Here is a 17,062-nt window from a genome sequence, read left to right on the forward strand (position 1 = left end):
GCTGAGGCGACCGCCTCAGCCCGTCCGGCGTTCCTCCGTGCCCTACTTCTCCCCGGCCTCGGTCTTCCGCAGGCTCACCGCCGCGCCCACCGCCGCCAGCGCCACCACCACCGCGCCGGCGATCGCCGCGCCCTGGAACCCGCTGGTGAACGCCTCGCGGGCGGTGGCCAGGAGGGACCCGGCGGCCGGGCCGGGCAGGTGGGCGGCGGTGGCGAGGGCGTCCCCGAGGGTCTCGCGGGCGGCTGCCGGCGCCGTGGACGGCATCTCGTGGCGGTAGATCGCCGTGCCGATGGAGCCGAGGACCGCCATGCCGAGCGCGCCGCCGAACTCGGTGCCGGTCTCCAGCAGGGAGGAGGCCGTACCCGCCCGCTCGGCCGGGGCGCTGCTCATGGCCAGGTCGACCAGCTGGGACGTGATCGCGACCATCCCGCAGGCGAGGACGCCGGCCCCGGCCAGCACCAGCCACAGTGAGTCGGTGCCGATGACGGCCAGCATCGAGAAGCCGGCCGCCATGGCCGCGAAGCCGCCGGCGACCACGTACGCCCGGTGGACGCCCCGCTGGACGAGCTGTGCGGTGACCGGACCGGCGAATCCGATGAACACCGAGGGCAGCAGGCTCCACAGGGCCGCCGCCAGCGGGCTCTTGCCGAGGACCGCCTGCAGGTACTGCGTGGTGAAGATGGCCGAGCCCATCATGGCGAGGGCGGCGACGAGGTTCAGGACCAGCGCCGGGGCGAAGCCGCGGCCCTTCAGCAGGGCCGGTGGGATCAGCGGCGAGGCGGCCGTGCGCTGCCGGTGCGCGAACAGGGCCGCGAAGAGCAGGCCGACGGCGATGGAGAGCACGTACAGCGGGTGCCAGCCCTCGGAGGGGATCTCCTTCAGGCCGTAGACCACGGGGAGCACGGCGGCCATCGACAGCGGGACGCTCGGCCAGTCGAAGCGGCCCGGGTCCGGGTCCCTGGACTCCGGCAGGAGCACCGGTCCGAGGAGCAGGAGCAGCACCATCGCGGGCAGGTTGACCAGGAAGACCGAGCCCCACCAGAAGTGCTCGACGAGGATGCCGCTCATCACCGAACCGAGGGCGATACCGCCGGTCATCACGCCGGACCACAGTCCGATCGCCTTGGCCCGCTGGCCGGGGTCGGTGAACATCGTGCGCACCAGCGCCATCGTGGACGGCATCAGGGTCGCGCCGCCGATGCCGAGGACCGCGCGGGCCGCGATCAGGGTCTCGGCGCTGTTCGCGTAGGCCGCGAGGAGCGAGGCGGCGCCGAAGGCGGCGGCGCCCGTGAGGAGGAGCCTGCGGCGGCCGATGCGGTCGCCGAGGGAGCCCATCGTCATCAGCAGGCCGGCCAGGACGAAGCCGTAGACGTCGAAGATCCACAGCTGCTGGGTGCCGCTCGGGTGGAGGTCGGCGCTGATGGCGGGGGTGGCGAAGTACAGGACCGAGACGTCCATGGAGACCAGCAGCAGCGGCAGCATCAGCACACCGAGAGCGGTCCATTCATGGCGCCCGGCCCGCCGGCCCGCCGCGACGGGGGTGGTGGTGCTCGTCGAGTTCGTCATGCCAGTGACTGTACGGACGTCTTAAACGTTTGTCTAGAACGCTTGTATAAGTCGTCTGTCTGGGACGGTTGTACAGACCGGCGGTAGGGTGGTGCCCATGGGACACCGCGAAGATCTGCTCGAAGGTGCCAAGCGCTGCCTGCTGGAGAAGGGGTTCCGGCGCACGACCGCGCGGGACGTCGTCAAGGAGTCGGGCACCAACCTGGCGTCGATCGGCTACCACTACGGCTCGAAGGACGCGCTGCTGGCGCAGGCCTACGTCTCACTGATCGAGGGGGTGGGGGAGGGATTCGACCCCGACTTCGGCGGCGAGATCAGCCAGCCGCCGGGCTCGCTGGAGCGCTTCCGCGAGGTATGGGCGAGCATCATCAGGACGGTGCCCGAGTCGCGGGCGATCTGGCTGCTCAGCTTTGAGCTGATGTTCCAGGACGAGCGGCTGGAGGAGGTGCGCAAGCTCCTGGCGGAGGCGCAGAAGGAGGGCCGCGCCGGCCTCGCCGCCATGTTCAGCGGCGTCCCGGAGGCGGACCTCGACCAGGAGGCGGCCGAGACCGAGGGGCGCCTCTACCAGACACTCCTCAACGGCCTCATGGTCCAGTGGCTGTTCGACCCGGACTCGGCGACCACCGCCGAACAGCTGACGGAAGGGCTGCGGCGGGTGATCGCCGGCATCGGCAAGAGCTGATCCACCCGCCGCTCCGCAGGGGGCGCCCGGCGTCAGCGGCCGGTCGGCGTGCGAAGGCGCAGCTGCGGATGCGCGCCGATGCACGAATTGCGGTCGCCCCGCGGGTGGGCGAGATTGGCCTCATGTGCCGGATCCCGCTCCCGGACCCCGGGCCGACATGAGCGTGGCCGAGGCCGGGGAGACCGTGCTGATCGTCGGCGGGGGACCCGTGGGCCTCACCGCCCGGGCGCTGCTGGCACGCTGGGGCGTCCGCACGCTGCTGGTCGAGCGGCATGGCGAGCTGTCGCCGTTTCCCCGGTCCCGGCTGGTCAACGTGCGGTCGATGGAGATCTTCCGCGGTCTCGGCCTCGCCGGGCAGATCACGGCCAGGGCGTTCCCTCCGGAGTACGGCCGCGTCCGCTTCCGGGACACCCTGCGCGACCGCGACTTCGCCGCGGCGGTGATGGCCGGGGTGCACGCGCCGGTGCCCGAGAGTCCCGTGACCGGCGTGGTCACCTCCCAGGACCGGCTGGAACCCGTGCTGCTCGGCGCGGCGGACACGCCGGTGCGGTTCGGGGCCGAACTGGTCGGCCTGTCCGAGGAACGCGGTGCCGTCGTCGCCCGCCTCGCCGACCGCCGCTCCGGGCGGCAGACACGGCTCCGGGTCCCCTACGTCCTCGCCGCCGACGGAGCGAACTCCACCGTGCGGCAGCTGCTGGGCATCGGCACCGCCGGACCCGGCGCGCTGGGAAAGGTCACCACGGTCGTGTTCGACGCCGACCTCGACCGCTGGTGTGCCGGGCAGCCCGCCGGGGTCTACTTCACCGCGCACGGGTCGTTCACGCCGCTGTATCCCGAGGGCGGCTGGGCCTGGTTCGGCCCCACCCCCGAGGACGGCGCCCGCACCGACTGGCACGAGCTCGTCGCGCGGGCCCTCGGCCCCGGTGCCGACGTACGGCACCAGGTGCTGCGGGTCCAGCACTGGGTGATGAACGCCTTCGTCGCCGAACGCCTGCGGCAGGGCCGGGTCCTGCTGGCGGGCGACGCCGTGCACGCGGTCCCCGTCATCGGCGGCCTGGGCATGAACGCCGGCCTGGCCGATGTGCACAACCTGTGCTGGAAAATCGCCGGCGTGCTGCAGGGGTGGGCCGGGCCGAGCCTGCTGGACACCTACGAGACGGAACGGCAGCCCGTCGCCCGACTGACGCTCCGCCAAGCGGTGGCCAACGCCCAGCTGCTGCGTACCGCGCAAACCCGGCGGCGGGAGCAGCTGCAGGCGGGGGGCGACGGGGCGCAGCGGGTCGAACTGCCCTGGTCCGACCGGTACTTCGCACAACTCGGCCTGGTGCTCGGCGTCGCCTACCGCTCCACAGCCGTCCTCACCGACGACCACACCCGTCCCGAGCCACCTGCCGACCCACGCGTGCACGCCTCTTCGCGGGCGGATGCCGATGGGGCCACGGACACCCACCCCGCCACGAATCCCCACCCCGCCACGAATCCCCACCCCGCCCCGGAGGCCCACTCCGACGCGGGGGCCGTTCCCGGCATGGAGGCCCTCCCCGCCACGGATTACGTGCCCACCCCGCAGCCAGGTCACCGCATGCCCCATCTACCGCTCACCCCCGGCCGTTCCACGCTCGACGCCCTCGGTGAGTGGTTCACCCTGTTCACCCCGGACACGGCGGCCTGGGCTCCGCGCGCCGCCTCGCCCTGGCCGCTGCGCGCCGAGGCCCTGCCGCAGGGGTCCGCGGAGGGCCTCGGGCTCGGTCCGGGCGGCGCTCTGCTCGTCCGGCCGGACGGTCACATCGCCGCCCGGTGGACCGACGGCCCGCCGGCCCCGGCCGCCCTCTTCGAGGCCCTCGCCGCTCTCAACGGCCGCCCCTGACGCCCGGGACGCCCCGGTCGGCTACAGTCGCGCCCGCTTCAGCGCCATGTGCAGCAGCAGCCGGTCCTCGCCGTCGTCCAGGTCCAGGCCGGTCAGCTGCTCGACCCGGGACAGGCGGTAGTAGAGGGTCTGCCGGTGGATGCCCAGTTCGGCGGCCGTGCGGCCGGCCTGGCCCGCGCAGTCGAGATAGACCTCCGTGGTGCGGGCCAGCTCGCGGTGGGCGGCCGAGAGCAGCGGGCCGACCACGACGTCGTGCGCGGCCTCGGGCGGCAGCGCGGTCAGCAGCCGGTACGGCCCGATGTGCGCCCACTGGGCGACGGGTCCGAACCGCGGCTCGGCCAGCGCGGCGCGCGCCGCGGCGGCGGCCTCCCGCCACACCGTCCCCAGGTCGGTCAGACCCACGCGGGGCTCACCGACCCCCGCGGCGGCCCGGGCCCCGGCCCCGCGTGCCGCGCCGCCCGGCGCCCCGTGTGCCTCCCCGGCCTCCTTCAGCAGCCGCGCGGCAGCCGCCAGCGCGGGCGTGGCCGTCCCCGTGGTCCGCAGTCGCACCAGCAGTGCCAGGCTCTGCTCCGACGCCCCCCACGGCAGCGTGCACAGCGCCGCGGTGTGCGGGATCGTACGGGCGGCCGGGGCGTCGTCCGGGTCGGCGGACGGCCAGGGGGCGACGCACACCAGCGTGTGCGGGCCGTCCGCGCGGGGCCCGAGCGCGGTGCGCAGCTCGGCCACCGCCATGTCCCGCTGCCAGCCGCCTTCCGCGGTGAGCACCGCCCGCAGCTCCCGGCTCAGCCCGGCCCCGGCCTCCGCCTCGTCCGCGAGCAGCGCGCCGATCCGGTCGGCCACCTGCATCGCGGCGGCCAGCTGCGCGTGCGTCGGACCCGGGTCGCTCTCCAGCAGCCATACGTAGCCGAGGACCACACCCCGATGGCGTACGGGCAGGCAGATCCGGCCGCGGTACACCCCGGCCTCCGGGCTCGTCGGAATCCGTACCGGGCCGGTCGCGCGGGTGATGCCGAAGCCCTCGAACCACGCCCGGACCGTCGCCGTGGAGCGCCGGGTCAGGATCGAGCGGGTGCGCACGGGGTCCAGCGCGGAGGGATCGAGCTCGTCCTCGCTGTCGTACGCCCCGAAGGCGATCAGCTCGAAGTCGCGGTTCTCCAGGGTCGCCGGGACGCCCAGCAGCTCCGAGATCTCGTCCACCAGCTCCTGGTAGTCACCCTTGAAAGCCTTGAAATCCGCCGCCACTCGGGCATTCTCCCTCATTCTCCGGCGACCTTCATACATCTGTCTGAGATCCAGTGCACGGATGCGTGACAGCTGTCGATGGCTCACGATCGGAGAGATCCTTAGGTTTCACGGTGGTTCTCCGCGCCGTACCCGAATCGTCGGGTGACGGCCGTATTTGGTGCTTGTCTGTGGAGGTGCCCCGTGCTGGGTCCCGTGATTCTCGCCGCGTCGCGCAGCGACCGGATGCGACGCCTGATCTCGGCGGCCCCGGTGACCAAGCAGGTCGTCGACCGCTTCATCCCCGGCGAGACCGTCGACGACATCGTGCCGATCGTCAAGGAGCTCACGGCCAAGGGCCTGGAGCTGACGATGGACGTCGTCGGCGAGGACATCACCACCCCCGAGCAGGCCACGGCCGCCCGGGACGCCTACCTGGCGCTGATCGACCACCTCAAGGAGCTGGAGCTCGGTGAGCGGGTCGAGATGTCCGTCAAGCTGTCGATGTTCGGCCAGGCGCTGGAGGGCGGCCACGAGCTGGCGCTCGCCAACGTCCGCCCGGTCGTCGAGGCCGCCGCCGCCATCGGTACGACCGTGACGCTGGACGCCGAGGACCACACCACCCTCGACTCGATGTTCGCCATCCACGAGGAGCTGCGGGAGGACTTCCCGCAGACCGGCTGCGTCATCCAGGCCTACCTCTTCCGCACCGAGGCCGACGCCCGCCGCCTCGCCGCCGCCGGCAGCCGTGTCCGCCTGGTCAAGGGCGCCTACAAGGAGCCCGCCGAGGTCGCCTACCAGCAGAAGCACGAGATAGACAAGGCGTACGTCCGCATCCTGCGGATCCTGATGGAGGGCGAGGGGTACCCGATGATCGGGTCCCACGACCCGCGCCTGATCGCCATCGCCCAGGAGCTGGCCCACAAGGCCGGCCGCAAGCTCGACGAGTACGAGTTCCAGATGCTGTACGGCATCCGCGGCGAGGAGCACCTGCGGCTGGCCGCCGAGGGCCACCGCATGCGCGTCTACACCGCCTACGGCACCGACTGGTACGGCTACTTCATGCGCCGTCTCGCGGAGAAGCCGGCCAACCTCCGGTTCTTCCTCCGCTCGATGGTCAGCAAGGGCTGAGCCCCACCCAAGCCCCGACACCCGCTCACGTACAAGGAGTTCGGATCTCATGGACGCTGTGACCCAGGTCCCCACCCCCGTCAACGAGCCGGTGCACGGCTACGCCCCCGGCTCGCCCGAGCGCGCCCGCCTGGAGGCCAAGCTCAAGGAGCTGGCCGAGAACCCGATCGACCTGCCGATGACCATCGGCGGCGAGAAGCGGATGGGCGGCGGCGAGCCGTTCCAGGTGGTGCAGCCGCACAACCACAAGGCCGTCATCGGCACCCTGCGCCACGCCACCCAGCAGGACGCCAAGGACGCCATCGACGCGGCCCTCGCCGCCGCGCCGGCCTGGCGCGCCATGTCCTTCGACGACCGCGCCGCGATCATCCTGCGCGCCGCCGAGCTGCTGGCCAGCCCGTGGCGCGAGACCATCGCCGCCTCCACCATGCTGGGCCAGTCGAAGACCGCCCAGCAGGCCGAGATCGACACGCCCTGCGAGCTGGTCGACTTCTGGCGCTTCAACGTCCACTACGCCCGCCAGATCATCGCCGAGCAGCCCCCGGCGAACTCCCCGGGCGTGTGGAACCGCCTGGACCACCGGCCGCTGGAGGGCTTCGTCTACGCGATCACGCCGTTCAACTTCAGCGCCATCGCGGGCAACCTGCCGACGGCCCCCGCGCTGATGGGCAACGTCGTGGTCTGGAAGCCGTCCCCGACCCAGACCCACGCCGCCGTCCTGCTCATGCAGCTGCTGGAGGAGGCGGGCCTGCCCAAGGGCGTCATCAACCTCGTCACCGGCGACGGCATCGAGGTCTCCAAGGTCGCCCTTGAGCACCGCGACCTGGCCGGCATCCACTTCACCGGTTCGACCAGGACCTTCCAGTACCTGTGGAAGACGGTCGGCGCCAACATCGAGAAGTACCGCTCGTACCCGCGTCTGGTCGGCGAGACCGGCGGCAAGGACTTCCTGGTCGCCCACCCGAGCGCCGACCGCGCGGTGCTGAAGACCGCCCTGACCCGCGGTGCCTTCGAGTACCAGGGCCAGAAGTGCAGCGCGACCTCCCGGGCGTACATCCCGGCGTCGATCTGGAACAGCGGCTTCAAGGAGGAGTTCGCGGCCGAGGTCGACCACCTGACCATGGGTGACGTCACCGACCTGTCGAACTTCATCGGCGCCGTGATCGACGACCGTGCCTTCGCCAAGAACAAGGCCGCCATCGACCGCGCGAAGTCCGACCCGACCTGCGAGATCATCGCGGGCGGCAGCTACGACGACTCGGTCGGCTACTTCGTCCGCCCGACGGTGATCGTCTCCACCGACCCGGAGAACGAGGTCTTCCGCACGGAGTACTTCGGCCCGGTCCTCGGCGTCTACGTCTACGAGGACGACAAGTACGACGAGATGCTGGAGCAGATGGAGTCGGTGTCGGACTACGCCCTGACCGGCTCGGTGATCTCCAACGACCGCGCCGCGGCCGCCTACACGATGGAGAAGCTCCGCTTCGCCGCGGGCAACTTCTACATCAACGACAAGTCGACCGGCGCCGTCGTCGGCCAGCAGCCCTTCGGCGGCGGCCGCGCCTCCGGCACCAACGACAAGGCCGGCGCCCCGCAGAACCTCCTGCGCTGGACCCTGACCCGCGCCATCAAGGAGACCCTGGTCCCGCCGACCGACTACACCTACCCGCACATGGGCTGACCCGCGGCCCCCTGAACACGGGCCGGGAAGCCTGCCACCGAGCAGGCTTCCCGGCCCGTTTCCAATGACGTGTCCTCATGCGGCGCGGACCAGGATCTTGCCCGTGTTGCCGCCGCGCAGCATCAGCAGGAACGCCTCCACGATCCGCTCGAACCCGTCCACCACCGTCTCGTCCGGCGCCAGCGCCCCGCTGCGCAGATGCGGTACGGCGAAGTCGTACAACTCCTCCTGCGCGTCCCGGTGGTCGCTCACCAGGAAGCCCTCGATGCGCAGGCTCTTCTCCACCACGTCCGCGTGGTCGAAGAGGACGGGCGGGGCGTCCGGGGTGTTGTACTGGCTGATCGTGCCGACCCGCACCACCCGGCCCCGGTTCCGCAGCGCGCCGATCGCCGCGCCGAGGTGGTCGCCGCCGACGTTGTCCACGAAGACGTCGATGCCCGTGGGGGCGGCTTCGGCGAGCAGCTCGGAGACCGGTGCCGTGCGGTAGTCGAAGGCGGTGTCGTAACCGACCTGTTCCGTCAGGTACTCCACCTTCTCAGGGCTGCCCGCGCTGCCGATCACACGGCCGGCGCCGAGCAGCCGGGCGAAGCGGCCGGCCGCCGTGCCGACCCCGCCCGCCGCCCCGGAGACGAACACGTCCTCCCCCGCGCGCAGCCGGGCGATCCGGGTCAGGGCGATGTACGCCGTCAGGCCGGTGCCGCCCAGCACGCTCAGGTACGCCGACAGCGGCACGCCCGGGTGGTGCGGGAGCCGGCGGACCTCCTCGGGGCTCACCACGGCGTGGGTGCGCCAGCCCTGGCGGTGGAAGAGGATCTCGCCCTCCGGCAGGGCCGGGGTGCGGGAGGCCACCACCCGGCCCAGGGTGCGGCCCTCCAGCGGGGCGTGCAGCGCGAAGTCGCCGTCCATCATCTCGCGGTGGTACGGGTCCACCGACCAGTAGAGGTTCTCCACCAGGGCCGTACCGGGCGCCGGTTCGGGCACCGGGGACTCGGCGAAGCGGAAGTGTTCCGGGGTCGGGAAGCCGGTGGGGCGGGCGGTCTGCTGCACGGTGAGCGCGATCTCGGTCATGGCAGGGACCGTAGGGAGGAATGCCGGCGGCGGGCAGGGGGTTGGGCTCATGGAACGCGCCGGTCCATGACTCCGGCTCATACGTGCAGGTGGGAGCCCCCAGTGACGGCAACAGACCTTGGCCCGCAGGAACTGCGCATCCTCGTCGCCGTGGCCGACGAGGGCGGGTTCTCCGCCGCGGCCGCCCGGCTCGGGGCCACACAGTCCGCTGTCTCCCACGCCGTGCGGGGGATCGAGCGGAAGCTGGGAGCGGTGCTGTTCGAGCGCGGGCGGTTCGGCGCGCGGCCGACGGCGGCGGGGGAGCGGGCCGCGGCCCATGCGCGGCGGGTGCTGCGCATGCTCCAGGCGCTGGCCGCGGACGTCCGGGGCGCGGACACCGAAGAGGTCTCCGGGCCGCTGCGGATCGCCGCGTTCCGCAGCGCGGCCCTGCATCTGCTGCCGCTCGCCCTGGAACGGCTCACCGCGCGGCACCCCGGCATCGAGCTGACCGTCACCGTCGTACGCGAACTGGGTGCCGGCACGGTGGGCGAGGTCGCCGCCGGACGGGCCGATCTCGGGATCGCCACCCTGAGCGGGCCGCCGCCGGCCGGACTGGTCGGCGGGGTGCTGCTGGAGGAGCCGTACTCCCTGGTCCATCCGGCAGGACACCCGGATCCGCGGGCCCTGCCGCTCGTCGACTGGGCGGAGAACTGCGGCTCCTACACCCGTGCCTGGTGGGCCGCCCAGGACTGGATCCCCGCGGCGACCGTCAACGCCGAGGACGACGGTGCGGTGCTCTCCATGGTCGGCAGCGGGCTCGGTATGGCGATCATGCCCGCGCTCTCCCTCACCGGGGCGCCGCCCGCCGTGGAGATCACCGACCTCGGGCCGGGCCGGCCCCATCGCTCCGTCGGCTACGTCACGACGGCGGAACTGGCCACGACCACCGCCGTACGGGCCCTGATCCGCACCCTGCGTGCCCTTGGCACAGCAGCACCCGAACGCGCGAAGGCCCAGCTCAGAGCCGTGTGAGCCGGTCCGCCGTCTCAGATAGTAGGAAGTCCGAGTAATCGTGCAGACAGGAGCGGGCCGCTCCCTTAGTTTGGGAGGAGCCGAACGTCTCGCTCGATCCAGCGAATGGCGGTCGTGAGCCGGGCATCCGTGCAGGCAACCCCTGCCGCCTTTCGGCTCCCCGCCCCTCCGGCGTCTCGCATCCCTCCCTGTGCCGAAGGAGTCGATTCCCATGGCCGAGACGACCGTCCGCCGCCGAGTCCGCCACGCGTCCCGTGCGAGCGAGTCCGACCGCAAGAACGCCGCCGCCGCCCTCCAGCGCGCCCTCGACCGCCGCGACAACGGCGGCGAAACCGGCCACTGAGTCCCGCCCGCCGGCTTCCACCCGCGGAACGCACCCCTCCGGGTGTCCGCATGGTGGAAGGGTCATGTCAGTAGCTGGGACGAGGAGTAGGGTGCCCGCATGTCTCGCAGCATCAATCTCGCAGTGATCCCGGGTGACGGCATCGGCCAGGAGGTCGTGTCCGAAGGTCTCAAGGTCCTCTCCGCCGTCCTGCCGCAGGATGTGAAGCTGGAGACCAAGGAGTACGACTTCGGCGCCCAGCGCTACCACGCCACGGGTGAGACCCTCACCGACGCCGACCTCGACGCGCTGAAGCGGCACGACGCCATCCTGCTCGGCGCCATCGGCGACCCGTCGGTGCCGTCCGGCGTCCTGGAGCGCGGTTTCCTGCTCAAGCTCCGCTTCGCCTTCGACCACCACGTCAACCTGCGGCCCAGCAAGCTGCTGCCCGGTGTCGCGACCCCGCTCGCCGGCCAGCCGGAGATCGACTTCGTCGTCGTCCGCGAGGGCACCGAGGGCCCGTACACCGGCAACGGCGGCACCATCCGCAAGGGCACCGAGCACGAGATCGCCACCGAGGTGTCCGTCAACACGGCCTTCGGCGTCGAGCGGGTGGTCCGCGACGCCTTCGCCCGCGCCCAGGCCCGCCCGCGCAAGAAGCTCACGCTGGTCCACAAGAACAACGTGCTGACCTTCGCCGGGCACCTGTGGACGAACATCTTCAACAAGGTGGCCCAGGAGTTCCCCGAGGTCACCACCGACTACCTCCACGTCGACGCGGCCACGATCTTCCTGGTCACCGACCCGGGCCGGTTCGACGTCATCGTCACCGACAACCTCTTCGGCGACATCATCACCGACCTCGCCGCGGCCGTCTCCGGCGGCATCGGCGTCGCCGCGAGCGGGAACATCAACCCGTCCGGCCAGTTCCCCTCGATGTTCGAGCCGGTGCACGGTTCGGCCCCGGACATCGCCGGCCAGGGCAAGGCCGACCCCACCGCCACGGTGCTGTCCGTCGCCCTGCTGCTGCGCCACCTCGGCTACGACGCCGAGGCGGACCGCATCGACGTGGCCGTCGCCGCCGACCTCACCGAGCGTGCCGGGCTGGGTGCCCGCACCACCTCGCAGATCGGCGACGCGCTCGCCGCACGAGTAGCCGGCTGACCCGGCGCCCCCACCCACCAAGCCGCCGGGTCGCATCCGCACCCGGCGGCTTTTCCTGTGCCTCGCCGGGTGCCACCATCAACCCTTGGGTCGCTTTCACCCCCGTTCCGTCGGCCGCAGCCCCCGCGCGATAATCGAACGCGGAGCCGCGGTATGAGGGAATGCTCGGACGTCCTAGAACTGGCCACCGGCCGAGTGCGGGGCGTATAAGCGGCCCGTCACTACAACCGGTGAAGGACAACACATGACGACGCCCACGATCGAGCTCAAGCCCTCCGCCAGCCCCCTCGCCGCCGCCGAGCGCGAGGCGATCCTGGCCGACCCCGGGTTCGGCCGCCACTTCACCGACCACATGGTGACGATCAAGTGGACCGAGGGACGCGGCTGGCACGACGCCCAGCTCGTCCCGTACGGCCCGATCTCCCTCGACCCCTCCACCCACGTCCTGCACTACGGCCAGGAGATCTTCGAGGGGCTGAAGGCCTACCGCCAGCCCGACGGCTCGATCGCGTTGTTCCGCCCCGAGGCGAACGCCCGCCGCTTCCGCAACTCCGCCCGCCGCATGGCCATGGCCGAGCTGCCCGAGGAGCTGTTCATCGCCGCGCTGGACGCGCTGCTCGGCCAGGACGCCGACTGGGTCCCGCCGCACGGCGGCGAGCAGTCGCTGTACCTGCGTCCGTTCATGTTCGCCACGGAGGCCGCGCTGGGCGTGCACCCGGCGAACGAGTACCTGTTCATGCTCATCGCCTCGCCCTCCGGCGCCTACTTCGCCGGTGGCGTCAAGCCGGTCACCATCTGGGTCTCCGAGGACCACGTCCGTGCCGTCCCCGGCGGCACCGGTGACGCCAAGACCGGCGGCAACTACGCCGCCTCGCTGCTCCCGCAGGCCGAGGCCGCCGCGCACGGCTGCGACCAGGTCGTCTACCTCGACGCGGTCACCCGCACCAAGGTCGAGGAGAGCGGCAGCATGAACGTCGCCTTCGTCTACGGCGACCGGATCGTCACCCCTGAGCTGACCGGCTCGATCCTGGAGGGCATCACCCGCGACTCCCTGCTCCAGGTCGCCCGCGACCTCGGCTACACCGCCGAGGAAGGTGTGGTCACCCTCCAGCAGTGGCGCGAGGACGCGGCCTCCGGCGCGCTCACCGAGGTCTTCGCCTGCGGCACCGCCGCCGTGGTCACGCCCATCGGTCACGTCAAGACCAAGACGGACGCCTGGACCCACGGCGACGGGACGCCCGGCGAGGTCACCGTCCGCCTGCGCAAGGCCCTCCTCGACCTCCAGCGCGGCACGGCCGAGGACCGGCACGGCTGGATGCACAAGATCGGCTAGCCCTTGCCGGACACGCTCAGGGCCGCCTCGGACTCCTCGTGGGGTTCCGCGGCGGCCCTCGTCGTCTCCTGGCGGAACGTCAGCAGCAGGTACACCACCCCGCCCGCCGCCCCCGACAGCAGGAAGCTGCAGTCCACCCCGCCGGTCAGGCGCAGCAGCGGGCCCTGGTACGCCGGCAGGGACACCGCCAGCAGGCCGACTCCGGCGCCCAGCGCCCAGGAGACGGTCGCGCGTATGTTCCAGCCGGCCCGGTACCAGTAGATCCCGCCCCGCGAACGGCGGTTGAAGACCTGCAGGGCGTCGGCGTCGTACGCACCGCGACAGCGGGCGAAGCCGATGAGGGTGATGACGGCCCACGGGGTGCCGATGGCGGTGAGCAGCAGCACGAAGGACGTCATCGCGGACTGCGCGTTCCAGGCGTAGTGGCCGGCGAAGACACAGGCCGTGGCGACGACGGCGACGGTGTACGTGGCCCGGGCGCGGGAGGCCCTCGGCAGGATCGCGTCCAGGTCCAGGCCCATGGAGTACAGCATCAGACCGGCGTTGCCGACCGAGCCGGCGGACGCCGACAGCAGCAGCGGGATCAGGTACCAGGTGGGGGAGGCGACCACCAGCGGGCCCGCGTAGTCGGTGGCCGCGTGGGCCGCGTACGCCGTGAAGGTGCCGAACAGCTGGGGCACGAGCAGGCCGAGGACCAGCCCGAGCCAGGTGGCGTGGAGCACCCGGCGGCCGGAGTGCCGGGACGGCGAGACGTAGCGGGTGTAGTCGCCGAGCAGGGTGATGAAGGCGATGGGGCCGGACAGGCCCGCGGCCACCGCCGCCAGGAACCAGGTCGGCCAGAACGAGCCGAGCAGATAGCCGCCGGCGCCGGGCAGCGCCGCGGTGGTGAAGTGCGGGGCGTAGGCGGCGATCCCGAGGGCCAGCAGGGCGGTCATGCCGACGGCGAGGACGCGCGACAGGGCGAGCAGCACCCGGTAGCCGTACACCGCGCCCGCGACGGTCGCCGCCGCGAGCACCGCGTAGACGAGGGCGTACGACACCCCGTCCGCCGGCACCCCGAAGAGCCGGCCGAGCACGCTCAGCATCACGTCCCCGCCGATCCACACGGTCAGCGCCGTGTAGCCGAGGGCGAGCAGCAGACCGACCACCGAGCCGACCAGCCGGCCCCGGACGCCGAAGTGGGCGCCGGAGGACGTGGACAGGTTGGTCGCGGTGCGCAGGGAGATGAGGGCGAGCGGGGCCGTGACGGCGGTACCGACCACCGTTCCCGCCGCGATCGCGCTCACCGACGCCCACCAGCCGAGCCCGAAGGACGGCGGCAGCCACCCGAAGATGATCACCCCGAGGCAGAGGTTGGAGCCGAGCAGGATCGAGACGAGGTCGCGCGGACCGCTGGTCCGCTCCTCGTCGGGGATGGTGTCGACTCCGCGCTGTTCTATCGGCATGGCTGGTCTCCTTCGACTACCGCCAGAGAGTTAGAGCGACGTTCAATGTCTGTGAAGCCTCGCCGCCAGTCAATGCTTCTGTTTCAAGAATTCTGTGTTTAGAGTGGTGCTCTAATCGGGTGATGGCAAGGAGGTGCCGCGACATGAGACTCACCCCCACGGAACGTGACCGGCTGCTGCTCTTCGGAGCCGCCGAGCTGGCCCGGGCCCGCCGGGCGCGCGGCCTCAGGCTGAACGTGCCGGAGGCGACCGCGCTGATCGCGGACACCGTCTGCGAGGCGGCCCGGGACGGCAGGCGGCTCGCCGAGGCCATCGAGGCGGCCCGCTCCGTACTCGGCCCCGAGGACGTGCTGCCGGGCGTCGCCGACGTCGTCACCGAGGTGATGGTCGAGGCCGTCTTCGACGACGGCTCCCGGCTCGCGGTGGTCTCCGACCCCATCGGCGGCGGCCTCGGCGAGCAGGCACCGGGCGCGCTGCTGCCCGGACCCCAGCACGCCGACCCCGCGCCGGCCGTCCGGCTCACGGTCACCAACACCGCGACCGTGCCGGTCTCCGTCACCTCCCACTTCCACTTCTTCGAGGCCAACCCGCGCCTGGACTTCGACCGCGCCGCCGCCTACGGCATGCGGCTCGCCGTGCCCGCCGGGTCCTCGGTCCGCTTCGGGCCGGGTGAGAGCGAGGAGGTCGGTCTGGCCCCGATCGGCGGCGCGCGCGTCGCGATCGGCTTCGCCGGGCTGGTCGACGGGCCGCTGGACGCGCCCGGCGCGAAGGAAGAGGCCCTGCGCAGGGCCGCCGCCTGCGGATACCGGGGAACCACCACGCCGGAAGGAGGCGAGGAGCGATGAGCCGCTCGAAGGGGCGCGAGGTCAGCCGCGCGATCCACATCGACCCGCACGCCTACGCGGCCACCCACGGCCCCCGCGCCGGCGACCGGGTCCGCCTCGGCGACTCGGGCCTGACCATCCGCGTCGAGTCCGACTCCCAGCGCTACGGCGACGAGTTCCTGGCCGGCTTCGGCAAGACCGCCCGCGACGGACTGCACCTGAAGGCCGCGGCCGTCCGCGAGACCTGTGACGTCGTCATCAGCAACGTCGTCGTGATCGACGCGGTGCAGGGGATCCGCAAGGTCTCCATCGGCATCCGGGAAGGCCGGATCTGCGCCATCGGACGCGCCGGCAACCCGGACACCCTCGACGGCGTCGACGTCGTCGTCGGCACCGGGACCTCCATCGTGTCCGGCGAGGGGCTGATCGCCACCGCCGGAGCCGTCGACACACACGTCCACCTGCTGTCACCGCGCATCATGGAGGCCTCCCTCGCCTCCGGCGTCACCACGGTCATCGGGCAGGAGTTCGGCCCCGTGTGGGGCGTCGGCGTCAACTCGCCCTGGGCCCTGCGCCACGCCTTCAACGCCTTCGACGCCTGGCCGGTCAACATCGGCTTCCTGGGCCGGGGTTCGTCGTCCCACGACGCGCCCCTGATCGAGGCGCTGGCCGAAGGCGGAGCCTCCGGCTTCAAGGTGCACGAGGACATGGGCGCCCACACCCGCGCCCTGGACACCGCGCTGCGGGTCGCCGAGGAGCACGACGTCCAGGTCGCCCTGCACAGCGACGGCCTGAACGAGTGCCTGTCGGTCGAGGACACCTTGAAGGTGCTTCAGGGCCGCACCATCCACGCCTTCCACATCGAGGGCTGCGGCGGCGGCCACGTGCCGAACGTGCTGAAGATGGCCGGCGTCCCGAACGTCATCGGCTCCTCCACCAACCCCACCCTGCCCTTCGGCCGGGACGCGGTCGCCGAGCACTACGGCATGATCGTCTCCGTCCACGACCTCAAGCCGGACCTGCCCGGCGACGCCGCCATGGCCCGCGACCGCATCCGGGCCGGCACGATGGGCGCCGAGGACGTACTGCACGACCTGGGCGCGATCGGCATCACCTCCTCCGACGCCCAGGGCATGGGCCGCGCCGGTGAGACGGTCCGCCGTACCTTCGCCATGGCCGGCAAGATGAAGGCCGAGCTGGGGCCCCTGGAAGGCGACGGCGAGGGCGACGACAACGCCCGCGTCCTGCGCTACATGGCCAAGCTGACCATCAACCCGGCCATCGCCCACGGCCTCGCGCACGAGGTCGGCTCGATCGAGACCGGCAAGCTCGCCGACATCGTGCTGTGGCGCCCCGAGTACTTCGGCGCCAAGCCCCAGCTGGTGCTGAAGTCCGGCTTCCCGGCGTACGGCGTGGTCGGCGACCCCAACGCGGCCACCGACACCTGCGAACCCCTCGTCCTGGGCCCGCAGTTCGGCTCGTACGGTGCCACGGCCGCCGACATCTCCGTCGCGTTCGTCGCCCAGGCGGCCGTGGACCAGGGGGGCGACACGATGCCCACCCGCCGCCGGAGGGTCGCGGTGCGCGGCACCCGGGGCATCGGCCCGGCCGACCTGCGGCTGAACGCCCGTATCGGAGCGGTCGACGTCGACCGGCGCACCGGACTGGTCACCCTCGACGGCGACCCGCTGCGCTCCGAGCCCGCCGACTCCGTCTCCCTCAACCGTCTGTACTTCCTCTAAGGATC

General features: G+C 72.1%; 14 protein-coding genes. 10 read left to right on the plus strand and 4 right to left on the minus strand.

Annotated features, from left to right (window positions below):
* Window positions 1-42 precede the first annotated feature (42 nt).
* Window positions 43-1,566: an MFS transporter gene (locus tag ABT171_RS05515; RefSeq protein WP_351240102.1), complete on the minus strand. Its 1,524-nt coding sequence runs from the start codon at window positions 1,564-1,566 to the stop codon at window positions 43-45.
* Between the two features lie 97 nt (window positions 1,567-1,663).
* Here ABT171_RS05515 and ABT171_RS05520 point away from each other — a divergent pair, with 97 nt between their 5' ends.
* Together ABT171_RS05520 and ABT171_RS05525 are read left to right on the plus strand one after the other, a co-directional pair.
* Window positions 1,664-2,248, plus strand: coding sequence for a TetR/AcrR family transcriptional regulator (locus ABT171_RS05520; protein ID WP_351240104.1), 585 nt, complete (start codon window positions 1,664-1,666; stop codon window positions 2,246-2,248).
* 157 nt (window positions 2,249-2,405) lie between these two features.
* The gene (locus ABT171_RS05525) at window positions 2,406-4,115 is read left to right on the plus strand and encodes an FAD-dependent monooxygenase (protein ID WP_351240106.1); all 1,710 of its coding nucleotides are present in this window, start codon (window positions 2,406-2,408) and stop codon (window positions 4,113-4,115) included.
* Window positions 4,116-4,136: 21 nt separating this feature from the next.
* Here ABT171_RS05525 and ABT171_RS05530 read toward each other — a convergent pair whose 3' ends face one another.
* Window positions 4,137-5,375 carry a PucR family transcriptional regulator gene (locus ABT171_RS05530; protein WP_351240108.1) on the minus strand — a complete coding sequence of 413 codons (1,239 nt, stop codon included), beginning with the start codon at window positions 5,373-5,375 and terminating at the stop codon, window positions 4,137-4,139.
* A 165-nt stretch (window positions 5,376-5,540) separates the two neighbouring features.
* On the opposite strand from ABT171_RS05530, the gene ABT171_RS05535 reads away from it, so the two are divergent.
* Window positions 5,541-6,467 (plus strand): proline dehydrogenase family protein, encoded by a 927-nt coding sequence (locus ABT171_RS05535; protein ID WP_351240110.1) that lies wholly within the window; start codon window positions 5,541-5,543, stop codon window positions 6,465-6,467.
* 49 nt (window positions 6,468-6,516) lie between these two features.
* The gene (gene pruA / locus ABT171_RS05540) at window positions 6,517-8,148 is read left to right on the plus strand and encodes an L-glutamate gamma-semialdehyde dehydrogenase (RefSeq protein WP_351240112.1); all 1,632 of its coding nucleotides are present in this window, start codon (window positions 6,517-6,519) and stop codon (window positions 8,146-8,148) included.
* A gap of 75 nt (window positions 8,149-8,223) precedes the next feature.
* Here pruA and ABT171_RS05545 read toward each other — a convergent pair whose 3' ends face one another.
* Window positions 8,224-9,216, minus strand: a complete 993-nt coding sequence (locus tag ABT171_RS05545; RefSeq protein ID WP_351240114.1) for an NADP-dependent oxidoreductase — start codon at window positions 9,214-9,216, stop codon at window positions 8,224-8,226.
* Window positions 9,217-9,318: 102 nt separating this feature from the next.
* On the opposite strand from ABT171_RS05545, the gene ABT171_RS05550 reads away from it, so the two are divergent.
* From ABT171_RS05550 to ABT171_RS05565, 4 genes are all read left to right on the plus strand, one after another.
* The gene (locus ABT171_RS05550; protein WP_351240116.1) at window positions 9,319-10,227 is read left to right on the plus strand and encodes a LysR family transcriptional regulator; all 909 of its coding nucleotides are present in this window, start codon (window positions 9,319-9,321) and stop codon (window positions 10,225-10,227) included.
* A gap of 211 nt (window positions 10,228-10,438) precedes the next feature.
* Window positions 10,439-10,570: a hypothetical protein gene (locus ABT171_RS05555; RefSeq protein ID WP_351240118.1), complete on the plus strand. Its 132-nt coding sequence runs from the start codon at window positions 10,439-10,441 to the stop codon at window positions 10,568-10,570.
* A gap of 99 nt (window positions 10,571-10,669) precedes the next feature.
* The gene (locus tag ABT171_RS05560) at window positions 10,670-11,713 is read left to right on the plus strand and encodes a 3-isopropylmalate dehydrogenase (protein ID WP_351240120.1); all 1,044 of its coding nucleotides are present in this window, start codon (window positions 10,670-10,672) and stop codon (window positions 11,711-11,713) included.
* Window positions 11,714-11,957: 244 nt separating this feature from the next.
* Window positions 11,958-13,046 carry a branched-chain amino acid aminotransferase gene (locus tag ABT171_RS05565; protein WP_351240122.1) on the plus strand — a complete coding sequence of 363 codons (1,089 nt, stop codon included), beginning with the start codon at window positions 11,958-11,960 and terminating at the stop codon, window positions 13,044-13,046.
* On the opposite strand, the gene ABT171_RS05570 is transcribed toward ABT171_RS05565, so the two are convergent.
* Window positions 13,043-14,491 carry a cytosine permease gene (locus ABT171_RS05570; protein WP_351240124.1) on the minus strand — a complete coding sequence of 483 codons (1,449 nt, stop codon included), beginning with the start codon at window positions 14,489-14,491 and terminating at the stop codon, window positions 13,043-13,045. The genes ABT171_RS05565 and ABT171_RS05570 overlap by 4 nt on opposite strands.
* Window positions 14,492-14,634: 143 nt before the next feature.
* On the opposite strand from ABT171_RS05570, the gene ureA reads away from it, so the two are divergent.
* Window positions 14,635-15,336 carry an urease subunit gamma gene (gene ureA / locus ABT171_RS05575; protein WP_351240126.1) on the plus strand — a complete coding sequence of 234 codons (702 nt, stop codon included), beginning with the start codon at window positions 14,635-14,637 and terminating at the stop codon, window positions 15,334-15,336.
* A complete protein-coding gene (locus ABT171_RS05580) occupies window positions 15,333-17,057 on the plus strand; it encodes an urease subunit alpha (protein ID WP_351240128.1) in 1,725 nt (574 codons plus the stop codon). The genes ureA and ABT171_RS05580 overlap by 4 nt, the downstream gene beginning before the upstream one ends.
* The last annotated feature ends 5 nt before the right edge of the window (window positions 17,058-17,062 follow it).

It is taken from the genome of Streptomyces sp. NPDC001851 (assembly GCF_040297165.1).
GTDB lineage: Bacteria > Actinomycetota > Actinomycetes > Streptomycetales > Streptomycetaceae > Streptomyces.